This is a genomic window from Vibrio sp. B4-6, assembly GCF_963888245.1.
Lineage (GTDB): Bacteria > Pseudomonadota > Gammaproteobacteria > Enterobacterales > Vibrionaceae > Vibrio > Vibrio anguillarum.
Genome location: NZ_CAWPIM010000005.1, coordinates 15,815 through 30,956 on the forward strand (window position 1 = coordinate 15,815; position 15,142 = coordinate 30,956).

General features: G+C 48.9%; 16 protein-coding genes. 8 read left to right on the forward strand and 8 right to left on the reverse strand.

The window, feature by feature from the left end:
• The first annotated feature begins 4 nt into the window (after window positions 1-4).
• Entirely contained in the window at window positions 5-1,399 is a 1,395-nt protein-coding gene (locus AACV20_RS01505; RefSeq protein ID WP_047688004.1) for a uracil-xanthine permease family protein, read from the forward strand.
• A 103-nt stretch (window positions 1,400-1,502) separates the two neighbouring features.
• Here the strand turns inward: AACV20_RS01505 and envZ are convergent, their stop codons facing one another.
• The 3 genes from envZ to AACV20_RS01520 all read right to left on the reverse strand — a co-directional run bounded on the left by envZ (window position 1,503) and on the right by AACV20_RS01520 (window position 4,745).
• Window positions 1,503-2,807, reverse strand: a complete 1,305-nt coding sequence (gene envZ / locus AACV20_RS01510) for a two-component system sensor histidine kinase EnvZ (protein ID WP_013855410.1) — start codon at window positions 2,805-2,807, stop codon at window positions 1,503-1,505.
• Between the two features lie 80 nt (window positions 2,808-2,887).
• Window positions 2,888-3,607 (reverse strand): osmolarity response regulator transcription factor OmpR, encoded by a 720-nt coding sequence (ompR, locus tag AACV20_RS01515; protein ID WP_010319303.1) that lies wholly within the window; start codon window positions 3,605-3,607, stop codon window positions 2,888-2,890.
• Between the two features lie 151 nt (window positions 3,608-3,758).
• Entirely contained in the window at window positions 3,759-4,745 is a 987-nt protein-coding gene (locus tag AACV20_RS01520) for a DUF3187 family protein (RefSeq protein ID WP_088728569.1), read from the reverse strand.
• 282 nt (window positions 4,746-5,027) lie between these two features.
• On the opposite strand from AACV20_RS01520, the gene AACV20_RS01525 reads away from it, so the two are divergent.
• Both AACV20_RS01525 and AACV20_RS01530 read left to right on the forward strand, forming a co-directional pair.
• The gene (locus AACV20_RS01525) at window positions 5,028-5,681 is read left to right on the forward strand and encodes an oxygen-insensitive NAD(P)H-dependent nitroreductase NfsB (RefSeq protein WP_017049380.1); all 654 of its coding nucleotides are present in this window, start codon (window positions 5,028-5,030) and stop codon (window positions 5,679-5,681) included.
• A gap of 3 nt (window positions 5,682-5,684) precedes the next feature.
• A complete protein-coding gene (locus AACV20_RS01530) occupies window positions 5,685-5,975 on the forward strand; it encodes a putative quinol monooxygenase (protein WP_013855414.1) in 291 nt (96 codons plus the stop codon).
• Between the two features lie 7 nt (window positions 5,976-5,982).
• Here the strand turns inward: AACV20_RS01530 and AACV20_RS01535 are convergent, their stop codons facing one another.
• Together AACV20_RS01535 and AACV20_RS01540 are read right to left on the reverse strand one after the other, a co-directional pair.
• Window positions 5,983-6,915, reverse strand: coding sequence for a LysR family transcriptional regulator (locus tag AACV20_RS01535; protein WP_170907834.1), 933 nt, complete (start codon window positions 6,913-6,915; stop codon window positions 5,983-5,985).
• On the reverse strand, window positions 6,899-7,663 hold the full coding sequence (locus AACV20_RS01540) for a tRNA (adenine(22)-N(1))-methyltransferase (protein WP_249929779.1): 765 nt from the start codon (window positions 7,661-7,663) through the stop codon (window positions 6,899-6,901). Before AACV20_RS01540 ends, AACV20_RS01535 begins: the two co-directional genes overlap by 17 nt.
• Window positions 7,664-7,844: 181 nt before the next feature.
• Here AACV20_RS01540 and AACV20_RS01545 point away from each other — a divergent pair, with 181 nt between their 5' ends.
• From AACV20_RS01545 to AACV20_RS01550, 3 genes are read left to right on the forward strand one after another with little or no spacing between them, the layout of a single operon-like run.
• Window positions 7,845-8,195, forward strand: coding sequence for a GlpM family protein (locus tag AACV20_RS01545; RefSeq protein WP_017048724.1), 351 nt, complete (start codon window positions 7,845-7,847; stop codon window positions 8,193-8,195).
• 6 nt (window positions 8,196-8,201) lie between these two features.
• Entirely contained in the window at window positions 8,202-8,300 is a 99-nt protein-coding gene (locus AACV20_RS17590; RefSeq protein WP_256375990.1) for an NUDIX domain-containing protein, read from the forward strand.
• 11 nt (window positions 8,301-8,311) lie between these two features.
• Entirely contained in the window at window positions 8,312-9,352 is a 1,041-nt protein-coding gene (locus AACV20_RS01550; RefSeq protein WP_170907836.1) for an AbrB family transcriptional regulator, read from the forward strand.
• A gap of 51 nt (window positions 9,353-9,403) precedes the next feature.
• Here the strand turns inward: AACV20_RS01550 and greB are convergent, their stop codons facing one another.
• Window positions 9,404-9,886: a transcription elongation factor GreB gene (gene greB, locus AACV20_RS01555; RefSeq protein WP_010319306.1), complete on the reverse strand. Its 483-nt coding sequence runs from the start codon at window positions 9,884-9,886 to the stop codon at window positions 9,404-9,406.
• Window positions 9,887-10,229: 343 nt separating this feature from the next.
• Between greB and AACV20_RS01560 the strand changes: the two genes are divergently transcribed.
• Window positions 10,230-12,560, forward strand: a complete 2,331-nt coding sequence (locus AACV20_RS01560) for a Tex family protein (protein WP_094129120.1) — start codon at window positions 10,230-10,232, stop codon at window positions 12,558-12,560.
• 149 nt (window positions 12,561-12,709) lie between these two features.
• Here AACV20_RS01560 and AACV20_RS01565 read toward each other — a convergent pair whose 3' ends face one another.
• On the reverse strand, window positions 12,710-13,180 hold the full coding sequence (locus tag AACV20_RS01565; RefSeq protein ID WP_026027513.1) for a hypothetical protein: 471 nt from the start codon (window positions 13,178-13,180) through the stop codon (window positions 12,710-12,712).
• A 267-nt stretch (window positions 13,181-13,447) separates the two neighbouring features.
• Window positions 13,448-14,212 (reverse strand): pimeloyl-ACP methyl ester esterase BioH, encoded by a 765-nt coding sequence (gene bioH, locus AACV20_RS01570; RefSeq protein WP_170907837.1) that lies wholly within the window; start codon window positions 14,210-14,212, stop codon window positions 13,448-13,450.
• A gap of 146 nt (window positions 14,213-14,358) precedes the next feature.
• On the opposite strand from bioH, the gene AACV20_RS01575 reads away from it, so the two are divergent.
• Window positions 14,359-15,060 (forward strand): amidophosphoribosyltransferase, encoded by a 702-nt coding sequence (locus AACV20_RS01575; RefSeq protein ID WP_013855424.1) that lies wholly within the window; start codon window positions 14,359-14,361, stop codon window positions 15,058-15,060.
• The last annotated feature ends 82 nt before the right edge of the window (window positions 15,061-15,142 follow it).

Sequence of the window (15,142 nt, forward strand, 5' to 3'; positions counted from 1 at the left end):
CAGTATGACTATCCACAACGCTTCGCGTAAGTCTGATTTGGTTTATCAACTCAACGATAGGCCACCGCTACCCCAAACCATTTTCGCCGCTTTACAACATTTGCTAGCCATGTTTGTTGCGGTCATCACCCCTTCGCTCATTATTTGCCAAACACTTGGTGTTTCTGCCGAACAGACTAACACCATCATCAGCATGTCGCTGTTTGCATCTGGCTTATCCTCCTTTATCCAGATCCGCACCATTGGCCCGATTGGCTCCGGTTTACTTTCTATCCAAGGCACCAGTTTTAACTTTCTTGGGCCAATTATTGGCGCAGGCTTGTCATTAAAAGCGGGTGGTGCAGATATCAGCACTATGATGGCGGCGATCTTTGGCACCATTTTAGTTGCCTCTTTTGCTGAAATCCTATTATCACGAGTGCTGCAATACGCGCGCCGCGTGATCACGCCGCTGGTGTCGGGCATTGTGGTTACCCTGATAGGCTTAACACTGGTACAAGTTGGTTTAGTTTCTATGGGTGGCGGCTATGCTGCGCTCAGCGATGGCACTTTTGGCAGCTTAGACAAACTGGCATTGGCGGGAACCGTGCTTGGACTTATCGTGCTGCTCAACCGCTCAAGTAACCCATACATTCGCGTAGCATCGATTGTGATTGCGATGTTCGTCGGTTATATCATGGCCTACTTGATGGGGATGGTGAACACTGATTCACTGAGTGAGACTGCCCTGATTGCCCTACCAATACCTATGCAGTTTGGTTTAGGTTTTGATTGGTCACTCTTTATTCCTCTGGTACTGATTTTCTTGATCACCGCATTGGAAGCGATTGGTGATATCACCGCCACTTCCGAAGTGTCGGGCGAGCCTGTCAAAGGGCCGATTTACATGAAGCGTATTAAAGGTGGTGTGCTGGCTGATGGTTTGAACTCCGCGCTGGCGGCGGTCTTTAACAGTTTTCCCAACTCGACCTTTAGCCAAAACAATGGCGTAATTATGCTCACCGGGGTTGCCAGCCGTTATGTGGGTTACTTTATTTCCGCCATGCTGGTGTTGCTCGGCCTGTTCCCAGGCGTGGCAAGCTTTGTACAATTGATTCCTGAACCGGTACTTGGCGGTGCAACCATCGTCATGTTCGGCACCATTGCCGCCGCGGGTGTGCGTATTATTTCCCGTGTGGATCTCGACCGCCGCGCGATTTTAATCATGGCGCTGTCGTTTTCGATGGGGTTAGGCATTGCGCAAAAGCCAGAGATTCTGCAATTTATGCCCGAGTTCATTAAGAGCATTTTTTCATCCGGCGTAGCGGCTGGCGGTATCACCGCCATTTTGCTCAACTTGCTACTGCCAGAAAAATTGCCACGCGAAGAAGAAGAACTCGAAGAGCTCAAAACCAACTGATTGCATGGATGTGCCCAAAAACTTCGGTCAGCAGCCGAAAAGGCATAAACCGTAAACACAATGGGCTCAACTGAGCCCATTGTGTTATTTAGTGACTAAGCCCCTATTTGGTCGGGAAGCTCAGTTGCGCTTTGAGTCCACCTTCACTGCGGTTACTCACCACAACGCTGCCATGATGCTGGCTAACAATCCGTTTCACTATCGCCAAACCAAGTCCTGTGCCTTCACTGCCGCGCGCGGTATCACCACGCGTAAAAGGTTCAAACACTTTACTCACTTGGCTAGGATCAATACCCGGGCCATTATCCTCCACACAAACCCAAGCCATTTTGTTATCTGCGGTACTGCCCGTGCTCACCTTAACCCAACCATTACCATAACGAATGGCGTTCACCACTAAGTTGCTCACCGCGCGTTTAATGGCGATCGCATTGCCAAAGGCTGGCTGCATTGGTAAATGCAGCGCGACATCGATTTTGATCTCGTAGCCCCCTTCGGCAGTGGCGACATCATTGGCGATCTCATTGAGATCAACGGCGGTAAAGGTCTGTTTATTGACGGGTTTAAGGTAGTCCATAAACTGACTGATGATCTCGTTACACTCTTCCGTATCACTGATGATCCCTTCGGCGAGATAACTCTCTTCTGGAGACATCATTTCCGTGGCTAAGCGAATACGAGTCAGCGGCGTACGTAAGTCGTGGCTGATCCCCGCCATCAATAATGAGCGATCCTCTTCAAGCGCTTGGATCCCTTTCGACATTTGATTAAACGCCAACGTCACCGCGCGAATTTCAGAAGCGCCTTTGAGCGGCAATGGTGGCGGGTTCTCGCCTCGGCCAACGGCTTTGGCGGCTTTTTCTAAGGCAATTAAGGGACGATTTTGTAGACGAATAAACAGCCATCCCCCTAAGACGATCAGTAACGCCATCACCAAACTATTGTGAAATAGTGGCGCAAAATCCTCTTTTTGCAACTCAGAGAGAGGGATGCGTATTAATGACCCCGGAAAAGAGTCCACTTTCATCCATAAAATATAACTCTCTTTACCCAAAATCATCCGCACATCGGTCGGCGAGCCGAGCTCATTGCTCATCTCCTCGCTCATCAAATCAATGCTGATGGCATCGTGATACTCTTGGGCCATCTCACTCTCTTCACTATGAATGGTGACGCCCAACTGTTCTAACACTCGGCGGCGCTGTAAGGCGTCCATTCCCAGCTTCGATGTATTGTTCGCCGCATCGTCCAGCATTAGGTTGATCTCATGGCCCAAAATCTTATTGAACTGCTGCAAACTGGGCATCAAAGCATAGTTAAATACGGCGTAATAAGAATACACTTGGCTGGCGATCAGCAATGAAAAGAAGAGCAAAATCGATTGAGTAAAGGAACTGCGAATGCGCATAGGAAAACCCGCTATGAACGTACTATCAAAAAGGCGACAAAAAAGCTCCTGTGGGTTAACCGACAGGAGCTGATTGAAATTTAAGACTCTTTACCATCTGGAACGAAGACGTAACCTAAGCCCCATACCGTTTGTATGTAGCGTGGTTTGCTTGGATCCACTTCAAGCATGCGACGTAAACGCGAGATTTGCACATCAATCGAGCGCTCCATTGCGGAGTATTCACGCCCTCTTGCCATATTCATCAACTTATCGCGCGACATTGGCTCACGCGCATTGGTGACTAAGGTCTTCAATACAGCAAATTCACCGGAAGTGAGCGGCATCGGCTCATCGCCACGGAACATTTCGCGGGTACCTAAATTCAGGCGAAACTCACCAAATTCAACCACCGATTCTTCAGCACTTGGCGCGCCGGGGGCTTCAATCACTTGGCGGCGCAGCACGGCTTTGATTCGCGCCAGTAGTTCACGCGGGTTAAACGGTTTGGGCAGGTAATCATCCGCACCCACCTCCAAGCCAACAATACGATCCACTTCGTCGCCTTTGGCGGTCAGCATTAAAATCGGCAACATGTTATTGGCGTTACGCAAGCGGCGGCAAATAGACAAACCATCTTCACCCGGTAACATCAAATCAAGCACCATTAAGTGGAAGTTTTCACGAGTGAGCAGGCGATCCATCTGTTCGCTATTGGCGACACTACGCACCAGAAAACCTTGCTCTGACAAGTAACGCTCAAGCAATGCACGTAAACGCGCATCATCATCCACCACTAAAATTTTATAGTTTTCTTGCATCTGAGATCCCACCTAATTCTGAGCTTCAGCCAATATCAAACCGAGCGAGTAAAATGTAACACCGTTGCGGCTAAAATCATGCAAAGAATTGTTAACGTTTATGTCTTTTGTCGCGCTTCGTTGTTAGACACTAAGCGGATGACATCGTTTGTCAGTTCGGCTCTTTATCAAAACGGCCAAAACGATAGCGATAGCCTAAACCAAAGGCAATATCGGTGCTGTTGTTGGCATTAAACATATTTTCGACCACAGTAACTTCAATCGCTGAATGGCTCATTTGATAACGATACCCCAAAATAAACTCGGTCGATGGTTTAGAAAAGTCATCCTCCCCCGTTGAAAGGCCTTGATAGAATGAGACCTGCCCAATCAGATAATGGCGTTCTAACCACTGATATCGATAACTGGTACCCATCGACCAAGTACTCGAATGATACTGTGTTTGGCCTGGTACATTGGTCGGGTTGCGAAAGGTGATAGCCAACAGCGTATCAAGTGCATGCTTACCTCTTCGGTAGCCATAATTAAGCTGCACCGCTTGTTCAAACTCGGATAGGTTGAATATTCCATGGTGTGGATCGTTGTAATAGAGTGAAACTCCCAATGACAAACCGTGATGAGACTTATCCACCAGCTGGTACTGTAAATAACTGGTCAACGCACGGCTCAATGTCTCGCCTCGGAACGCTTCCTGATCAATGCCGTACTCTGGCATTTGAATGATGAAGCGATCGTTATCGACATCCTCACGCCCGTTTTGATCAATGCCAAACCCATCATGAAAAGCAATGGTTAAGCCATCTAAATGATTATTGGCAGCAAAGTTCCAACGATAATTAAGCTCAGCCTGCCACTTCGAAGAGAGCTGCCATTTACCGCCCATCGCTATCTGATTCTGGTAATAATCCAGCGTATAGTCAGGCGTGATCGCCCAAATGCTGGCGATAGTCGCGCTGGTATAGAGCTCCACTTCTTCCTCTTGCATCGAAAAGCCGGAGCGAAGTTGTGCAGAAAGGCTATTGGTATGCAGTGGCGATTGCACATAGCTTTGCGCAGGCCCGTAGTCAATATCCGCCCACGCCGAGTGGATGGGAAGAGAAAAGAGAATAAACCAACAAATGCACTTACACTCCGTCATGCATACTCTCCGGCCAAAGCAACCTTTTGAATATATTAGACAATCATTAACGCTTAGTGAGTGACCATATCCCTTAATGATGATCTACCGTACACATTAAGTGTATGCGCTAATTCAGAAATATCATGAGATAGTGCTAACTTTTTCCGCAAGCTAGGGCGTTTTCAAATTCGGATTATCAAATTTTTTTTGAAAATGAATTAAGCAAGAGGCGGTTTCTTGTTTGGACTCAGTCCGTTATCTTAGCGCCATCTCGAATGTTATCTTCCCTAGGAGGGAAAAATGAATATTGTTCAAGCATCGCAAGCGCGCTATTCCACCAAAGCGTTTGACACCAACCGTAAACTGACTGAACAGCAAGTCGCTGATATTAAAGAACTGGTACGCATGAGCGCCTCTAGCGTCAATTCGCAGCCTTGGCATTTTATTTTGGCGGCTAGCGAGGAAGGCAAAACGCGTATCGCCAAAGCGGCGCAAGGTCAATTTTCCTTTAACGAACGCAAAATTTTGGATGCGTCTCACGTGATGGTGTTTTGCGCCAAAACCGATATTGATGATCACTACTTATTGACGCTGCTGGAAAACGAAGAGAAAGATGGCCGCTTTGCCAATGAAGAAGCGAAAACAGGCATGCACGGCGGACGCAGCTATTTTGTTAACTTGCATAGAGAAACGCTCAATGACGCCGAACACTGGATGCAAAAACAAGTTTATTTAAATGTTGGAACACTGCTGCTCGGAGCGGCTGCGATGGGCATTGATGCAGTCCCCATTGAAGGGTTTGATGCCGAGGTGCTCAACCAAGAGTTTGGCCTGACTGAAAAAGGGTTCACCAGCTTAGTGATTGTACCGCTCGGTTACCACAGCGAAGAAGATTTCAACGCCAAGCTGCCGAAATCTCGCTGGCCAGAGCAAACCGTCTTTACTGAGTTATAAGCCATGATCCACTTATTAGCCGAAATCAAAGCCCTTCCCGACTCAATAGAGCGAGTGCAAGCTATGCTTGAAGCGCTGCTTGAACCGAGCCGCAACGAAACAGGCTGCTGCCAATATGAGCTCTATCGTGATAACTCGATTGACGGGTTATTCTTGATGCAGGAGATTTGGTGCTCAGAGGAGAGCTTGCAACAACACCAACAGAGTGCACATTTTCAGCACTTTCAACAACAGCTTAGCGAGCAAGAGGCATTGGAATACCTACAAATCCGCCCGCTAACGTTTGTTGGCTAATGCAGGATTAACTCTCACGCTGTTTGATGGCTGTCAGTACCGCTTGTCGTTGCTGGCAGCCTTTTCCACGAATAAATTCCTGAAAAGCGCGAATGGTTGGAGTGATCAAACGTCGGTCTGCGCACACGATATAAATTGGCACTGGCCCACTTTCCCATTGCGGTAAAATACGTACTAAGCGCCCATCAATAATATCCTGACTGATATCCATTAATGACTTATTGGCAATGCCTTTGCCTTTAACAGCCAATCGATGTACCACGTCACCATCGTTGCATGCGGGGTTTCCTTGCACTACCACACTCTGCGTTTCGCCCTCTCGGCTCAAAACCCACTTATTATGCAGGGTGTCGGCCAGCATATAACAAAGACAATTGTGATGTTGCAGATCGTCAGGATGGAGGATAGGTGGATGCGTTGCCAAATATTCTGGCGAGGCGCACAACACGCGCTCGTTTGATTCACACAGCGGCATTGCAACCAAATTGGAATCAGCAGGATGGCCATAACGAATCGCAATATCCATCGGGTGAGCATACATATCCGCTAAGCGATCGGAGAGATCCAGTTTAATAATGACGTTCGGGTGCAAGGCAATAAATTCATCGATCCAATCCAGCAGTAAATTGCGCCCCAAATCCGAAGGGGCACTGAGGTGCAGCTTCCCCGCCAGTTGACCGCGCGCGCATGCTATCTGATCGAGCCCTTCTTGCAACGTGGCAAGGGCTGTCTGAGTTTTGGCGAGGAAAATCTCCCCCTCTTGGGTTAAGCGCATATGACGTGTCGAGCGGACAAAGAGCGGAAACTGCACCTGCTCTTCTAAACGGCGAATGGCGGCACTGACCGCGGCCGTGGTCAGCGATACGCTGTTGGCCGCCTTAGAAAAACTGCCTTGGCGTGCGGTTTCGACAAACAAGTTCAGATCATTGAGTGCTTTCATATTCTCCGCCTATTGGGCTATTTCCATCGCGAAAATTTCCATGACAAGTGATATTAATCGGCTGATAGGCTTGCCAACACTTTTGCGCGCTAACATCGCCGCCTTGCGCTTTACGCTGATAATGCTGTTGCAATTGCGTCAGATAACGCTGGGCAATCATTTTTTGCTCATCATTGGCCACTTGCCAGATCGATTCGCCGGCCAAACTAAGGAGGGGTAATGTTGGTTCTTTGCCTCGTACTGCAGGCGGATTAATCTGCACGTTCAGCAGCTCGTAGATACGCCGATTCTCTTCCACCAGTTGTTCCTGTTGTAATCTCGCGCCCAGTGTCATCAACTGTTCACGTAAGGTATAGCCGTGATGCACAGGACAAAGCAGAAAATCGAACGAGCGATGCGGATAACGCTCAACCAGCGCGGCAATGAATTCACTCATTAAATCACCGCCAACCCCAGCGATGATCAGTAGATGCGAGCCAGAATGGCTATCAAGCGGCAAATCGCGCACATCAAGGCAATGTGTACGCCAGCGCGGTAACGCCGCCGTTGCAGGGAAATAGCGCGTTAAATCAAGCGTCACCTTTTCAATCAACGCTGGCACAATATCTACAAAATGCACCACACTATTTGGACAGCGCTTCAGTAACGCCGCGCCAAGCAGACCGTGATCGCAGCAGCAATCCCAAATATGATCGTAGTGGCGGTTGATCTGCTGTACTAACTGCGTGAGCCGTTTTCCTAATTTCATCTTTGCCCAACCAAGCCGCATGATACAACACGCCGCCGAATAAAAAGAGTGGCGGCCATTTTACTTGGATTTGAAGAAATGTTGCATAGAAAATAACAAACCCATCAATGAACATTTCTAGTTAACCTGTCAGTGATTTATAGTGAGCAACACTTAATCTATTCTGACAAAAGGAAATGTCATGGCAGCTCTGTTTTTCAAGTGCCTGCTTGGTGCGCTTGCCGTGTTGATCATCGCCCTGCTCTCCAAAAGCAAAAGCTTTTTTATTGCTGGTCTTGTACCGCTGTTTCCTACCTTCGCTCTGATTGCGCATTACATTGTCGGCACCGAACGCACGATGGAAGACCTGCGCACCACCGCGTTGTTTGGCCTTTACTCGCTTATCCCGTATGCGGCATACCTGTTGGCAGTATACTACTTCAGTTATTGGCTACCTCTCACCAGTACACTGGTATGTGCCACTTTGGTGTGGTTGGCATTCGCTGCATTATTGTTAGTAAGCTGGACACGTTTAAACCCTGCGATGGCCTAAATCATCATCCCCGACGGTCATATCGATACGGGAGAAAGCCAAACGCAAGCACTGCAACGTGAAGTGCTAGAGGAACGATGGCATTTACGCTGCACAATTTATTAAGGAAAGGCATAATGTTCGAAAGAGCTTCTTTTACTCTGTTTATTCACATTGTGGTGATCGCAGCTGTTGCGGCAAGTGTGGGAAGCCTGCTCGCCATTCCGCTTTCTGAAATGTTTATTGCCGCAGCTTTAGTCATTGTGCTGCATAAAAAACACCTCTTATCCATTCGCGTTCCTAACGGGTTATTGTTGACGGTGCAAATTGTGCTCGGCATCAGCGTTGGGGCGACCATCAGTTTAAGTCAATTGGGCGAAACCTTAACCCTACCGGTGATTATCGGTTTGGTTTGCTGCTTAAGCTTGCAGATCGCCAGCAGCTTTCTTTGGCTCCGCAAAAGAGAAGGTTGGTCACCGTTTGAATCTCTACTCGGTGCGGTACCGGGCGCGATGGCAGCGATTTTGGTGATCAGCGAATCAAGCCAGACTCCTTCAACCAAAGTGGTTTATTCGCACTCGGTACGCTTGATGATCCTCACTTTACTGGCCCTTTTTATCTCCAATAGCACGCCCGACGCTGCCCCCGTTGAGAGCAGTTTAACGATTTACGCGTGGTTGATTTTCTTTGCGCTTGCGCTGTTTAGTCTACTGCTGGGCAAAGGCTCGACCTTGCTCGGCATTCCCGCGCCCTATATGTTGGCGGCACTGCTGGTCACGGCCAGTTTCAATAGTTTTTCGACAGGCATTGCGCTACAACTTCCAACATGGATGGTGGTATTCGCCACCGCACTGTTGGGCATTTTGATTGGCGCACGCCTTGCCGATACCACATTGCGCGAAGCCATGGCTTATTCGCGCGCGGGTGTGATGGTTACACTGATTGGTCTGCTGGTCGCCGTCACCGTGTCTGGCTTGTTTGCGTTACTGCTGGATAAATCTTGGGTGGTATTACTTCTAGCTTGGGTCCCCGGCAGTGTAGAAGCGATGACCGCCGTCGCCCTACTGCTGGGCATGGAACCCGCGTTTGTGATGATCAACCACGCCCTACGGCTACTGCTGCTCTACTCGCTACCCGCCGTGTTGAAAAAGCCGTTAGAGGCGTTGCGAAGCAAGTGAGGTGAGAAAAATGAGCGACCGAGGAATATTTTGGATAACCGAATACTCCGTTCACTGCCCTTTTTCATACTCAATCGAGTTAATAAACCACTCTTTGATACCGGTGGGCGTGGGCACTTGCACCTCGTCATCAACCTCTTTTTTCAGCAGAGCACGCGCCATCGGTGAATCGATGGAGATGTAATCTTTCGCGTCACCGTAAATCTCTTCTGGGCCCACAATGCGAAAGCGCTTTACATCACCCGCTTCATTTTCAATTTCCACCCAAGCTCCGAAAAACACTTTCCCCTCTTGTTGAGGCGAATAATCAACTATCGTCACTTCCGGTAAAAATTTTCTCAAAAAACGAATTCGGCGATCAATTTGGCGCAGTAAACGCTTATTAAAGGTGTAGTCTGCGTTTTCAGAGCGATCCCCGAGGCCAGCAGCCCAAGTGACTATTTTGGTAATTTCTGGCCGTTTTTCATGCCAAAGATGGTCATGCTCTGCCTTTAATTTATTGTAGCCCTCACGGGTAATCAGTTTGGTCTTCAAGATCTTTTCCCATTACACACTGCCGCACATTCAAGGTAGCCGCGGGTTATACATTCATCACGATGGCTTGCTACTATACTGTCATTTTCGCTCGGCACCAACTGACTGAGCTTATCTTTAGCCACCAAACTCATCTTCGGTTTTAGCGCTGCCAACGCTGAAAAATGACATCAAAATCACACGCGTTACGTGACCTCTTTGGCACAATCGGGTAGAAGGTTATCTCACTAATCTCATAACAGCGCGCCGTTAGACTAGAAATAAGTCTAACGTGCCCCAATAGTTACCCTATTCAAACCACCCTGAGTGGTGGTGCTACTGAACTACAAAAGAGAAACCACGGATGAGCCAAGCTATCTGCAAATTGATCGCACAAGAGCTAAATGTGCGTCTTGAGCAAGTGACAGCGACTGTCACACTTATTGATGACGGAAACACCGTTCCTTTTATCGCCCGTTACCGTAAAGAGGTCACGGGTGGGCTAGACGACACCCAACTGCGTACCTTAGACAGCCGTTTATCCTATCTGCGCGAACTCGATGATCGCCGCCAAACCATTCTGAAATCGATTCAAGAACAAGGCAAGCTCAGCGCTGAGCTAGCACAAGAGATCAACCAAGCAGATAGTAAAACTCGCCTTGAAGATCTCTATTTGCCCTACAAACCTAAGCGTCGTACTAAAGGTCAAATTGCGATTGAAGCAGGGCTTGAACCCCTGGCAGACAAGCTGTGGAATGAAGCGCAAACCGACCCTGAAACCGAGGCCGCACACTATGTGAACACCGAGAAAGGGATCAGTGATATCAAAGCAGCACTGGACGGTGCACGCGCCATTATCATGGAACGCATTGCTGAAGATGCCAACCTGCTGGACAAAGTGCGCCGCCATTTGACGCGCAGTGCCGAATTGGTCTCTCGCGTGGTCGAAGGCAAAGAGCAAGCAGGGGAGAAATTTAAAGATTACTTCGCGCATAATGAAACGCTCAGTAAAGTGCCTTCACACCGCGCATTGGCCATGCTTCGCGGCCGCAATGAAGGCTTTTTAAGCTTGAGCATGAATGCCGACCCAGAGCAAGAAGAGGGCGTGCGCCAATCGTATTGCGAAACGCTGATTGCACAACACTATGGCATTCACTTAAGCAGCGCCCCTGCCGATGGGTGGCGCAAACAAGTGATCAGTTGGGCGTGGCGCATTAAAGTGTCAATGCACATGGAAACCGAACTGATGGGCGCAATGAAAGAGCGTGCCGAAATCGAAGCGATTGAAGTGTTTGCCACCAACTTAAAAGATTTGTTGATGGCCGCACCGGCTGGTCCACGCGCCACTCTCGGCTTAGATCCTGGTTTGCGAACGGGTTCGAAAATTGCGGTAGTGGACGCCACGGGTAAAGTACTGGCGACCGAGACGATTTATCCGCATCAACCGCATAACCAACATGACAAATCAGCGAAAATTGTTGAGCAGTTGGTACGCCAATTTAACGTCGATTTGATTGCGATTGGCAACGGTACCGCATCGCGCGAAACCGATACTTTTGTCGCCGATGTCATTAAGCGCGGCAACCTGAAAGTGCAGAAAATCATTGTTAGCGAAGCAGGGGCCTCGGTCTACTCAGCCTCTGAGTTGGCGGCCAAAGAGTTCCCCAATATGGATGTGTCGCTACGCGGCGCGGTGTCGATAGCTCGCCGCCTGCAAGACCCACTTGCCGAGCTGGTGAAAATCGATCCGAAATCGATCGGTGTGGGCCAATACCAACACGATGTCAGCCAGTCGATGCTCGCCAAACGCTTAGATGCGATTGTTGAAGACTGCGTCAACGCGGTAGGCGTGGATGTGAATACTGCCTCTGCCGCGCTGTTAACACGCGTGGCTGGCTTGTCTAACGCACTGGCGCAAAACATCGTTGATTATCGGGATGAAAATGGACGCTTCGCCTCACGCGCTACACTGAAAAAAGTCGCGCGCTTAGGGCCAAAAGCATTTGAGCAATGTGCGGGCTTCTTACGCATTATGGATGGTAAAAATCCACTCGATGCCTCTTCGGTTCACCCAGAAGCTTATCCAGTGGTGAAAGCCATCGCCGAAAAAAATAGCAAAGAGATCAAAGCACTGATCGGCAATAGTGAGTTTTTGCGCAATTTACACGCCGTCGATTATACCGACGAGCATTTCGGCCTGCCGACTGTCACTGACATCATCAAAGAGCTCGATAAACCGGGCCGCGATCCACGCCCTGAGTTTAAGACCGCGACCTTTGCTGACGGCGTGACTGAAATGAAAGATCTGGAAATTGGGATGATTTTGGAAGGCGTGGTATCGAATGTGGCCAACTTTGGTGCTTTTGTTGATATTGGCGTTCACCAAGATGGCTTAGTGCATATCTCTGCGTTGACTGATCGTTTCATTGCCGACCCGCGTGAAGTGGTGAAAGCGGGCGACATCGTCAAAGTCAAAGTAATGGAAGTCGATGTGCAGCGAAAACGCATTGCACTCTCGATGCGCTTAAACGATGAGCCGGGTCAAGATAACCGCAGCCAACGCTCTGGCGCAACAAGTAGCAACACGCGTTCGCATCAAAATAGTGGCCAACCGCAACGCCGTCGTGAAGAGCCACAACAAAACGCGGCAATGGGTGGAGCTTTCGCTGCCGCCTTTGCTAAAGCGAAAAAATAGCGGCGATGCGTAGCTTACTGGATAAACGAATCACAGTGAAAAGCACCTAACCGCGTCGCTCATACCAGAGCCGCAAAAAACACAAATCCCCACTGCGGCCAACGCCTAAGTGGGGATTTTATTTATCGCGATAAGTCGCATTCATCGACCTACAACACCGCAATCACTTCAGAAGGCGTATTGGGGGCAACCGCGTGACCATAATAGTACTTAATTACAGTTCGCCGGCGCGCCATTTTGCCTTCGGTTATCGCAGCATCAATAATGTGTTTAGGTAACCTAAACCGCATCGTATAGCTTTTACCTTGATCCTTGCTGTAGGTGGCGAGAGCGAGCAAGTCAAACAGCCTTTCGAGCTCGCTTTTCTGCTCCTCTTGATAAGAAGTCGATGTTTCGTATTCGGTGCCAACCTCATAGCTTGGATGCTCTGAAGGGTCCCATGACGACTGTTTTCGTCTTTTATCATCCGCCTTTACCTTACGCTCAGCGTTGGTTTTAGCCAGTTCGACGGTTGGCATCACAGGGGCGCGGATCCGATTGTCACGCGCGGCCTGTTCCGTTTGCACATTAACCGATGGGGCGATAAGTGGCACACTTACGTTCGTTGGTGACACCATCATAGCCGAAACCTCCTCAGTATCGCCCGCCCCGATAGACCTGCTTTCGCTCAGCACTACTGGGTTAGACTTTATATCGACCAGATTGCTCAAACTTTTAGCAAATTTATTTTTAATTTAACATTTTCACCCAACGACTTGACGTTTCAAGACGCCGCAGATAGAGACAGCAAGCGGGCGAATCCCCATGAGAGAGATCAACGATGTGATTGAGGTGAGCCAACACAGCTGTAGCTTTAAATAGAAAAACATTGCATGGGTATCAATGCCTTAACCTGCAAAGGCGATGAGCTGCTGGCAAAAATCGTCCAGTTCAGTGATGAACGGTGCGTGGGAGGAATTGCCAAAAATGTACTGCTCGCTATTGGGCAAGGTTTTTTGCAACTCTTGCGCCACCTTAACCGGCACCAAACCATCAAGCCGACCATATAGACGAAGCATGGGAATCGAGAGTGCTGTCAACGGCTGGCGCAAATCCACCTCCGCCAACATGACCAAACCCGCTAACAAGGATTGTGGGTTCGGCGCGGGCCGTGATAACACCGCTTGTTTTAGGTATTTCACATCTTGCTTTGCCTGAGGGCTGCCCATCGCTTGCAGTGCCATAAAGCGCTCAACAGTAGCCTGAAAATCGTCCATTAACTGTTCAGTAAAGGCACTGAGCACTTGAGGAAGAATGCCACGCCACGGTTTCTGTGCCGCAAATTTGGGAGAACTCGCCACAGTGACCAATTTGCTCACATAACTTGGGTGATGCAGTGCCATATGAGTCGCCACTAACCCACCCAAAGACCAACCGACCCAAATGGCTTGTTTAGGTGCTTGCATGATTAGCGCTTGCGCGATCTCTTCTAGATCAGCGGCGTGGCTAGCAGCGCTGTGACCATAACCAGGCAAATCAACCACGTGCACACGAAAATGTCCTTTAAGCACATCGACCGCTTGCTGCCATACTGCACCATTCATCCCCCAACCGTGCACCAAGACAAGATCATCGCCCTCGCCTGAGGCTTGCCAATATAACGCTGTGGCCATGCTCACAAATTCCCCCACTAAATTCACACTTCTTCGCTGAAAAAATACCGATCATACACTCACTGACTTGAAATCACGGTCAACACAAAGACTGATTCAAGTTGCAAGAGTATAACCATACTTCGTTTCACAGCTTTGGTTGGGTTATGTTATCGCATTGGGTTCAAAAAACCATCACTCGCTTGGTAAGCCGTCAGTGTCTACTGTGTCGTTTACCGATTGAAACTCACCAAACTGGGGCTTGGTGTAAGACCTGCCTAACCTATTTTTCACCGCAACCTCGCTGCCAACAGTGCGGCCTGCCAACGCTTATTACCGTGCCTCAATGTGGGCAATGTTTAGCGAATCCTCCGCCTTGGCAACGCCTATACTGTGTCGGCGACTATATTTTTCCGCTCAGTCACACCATTCATCAACTCAAATATGAAGGTCAATTTTGGCAATCTCGCCATTTGAGTGCCTTACTGACGCCACGTATCGACACTCCCGCCCCGCTCATCACCAGCGTTCCGCTGCACTGGCAACGGCGCTTAAAACGCGGCTTCAATCAAAGTGCACTACTTGCCTCTCAATTAAGTCAACAACTGGGGGCTAGCTGCGATAACCAGTTGATCAAACGCAATCGCGCAACACCCCAGCAGCAAGGGCTTTCTAAATTACAGCGCAAACAAAATCTCAAACATGCATTCACACTACGGCACCTTCCCACGCACAAGCACATTGCACTTGTTGATGATGTAGTAACCACGGGCAGCACCGTGCAGCAAATCTGTCAATTACTGCTTGAAGTCGGTGTCGAAAGGATTGATATTTACTGCATATGCCGCACTCCTGAACCTAAAGATTAACCAACACGGTTTTATTTAGCGCGTAAAAAGGACTGGATCCGCCGTGTTTCAGGAGTAGAATGGCAAGTAATAACCTATAAAT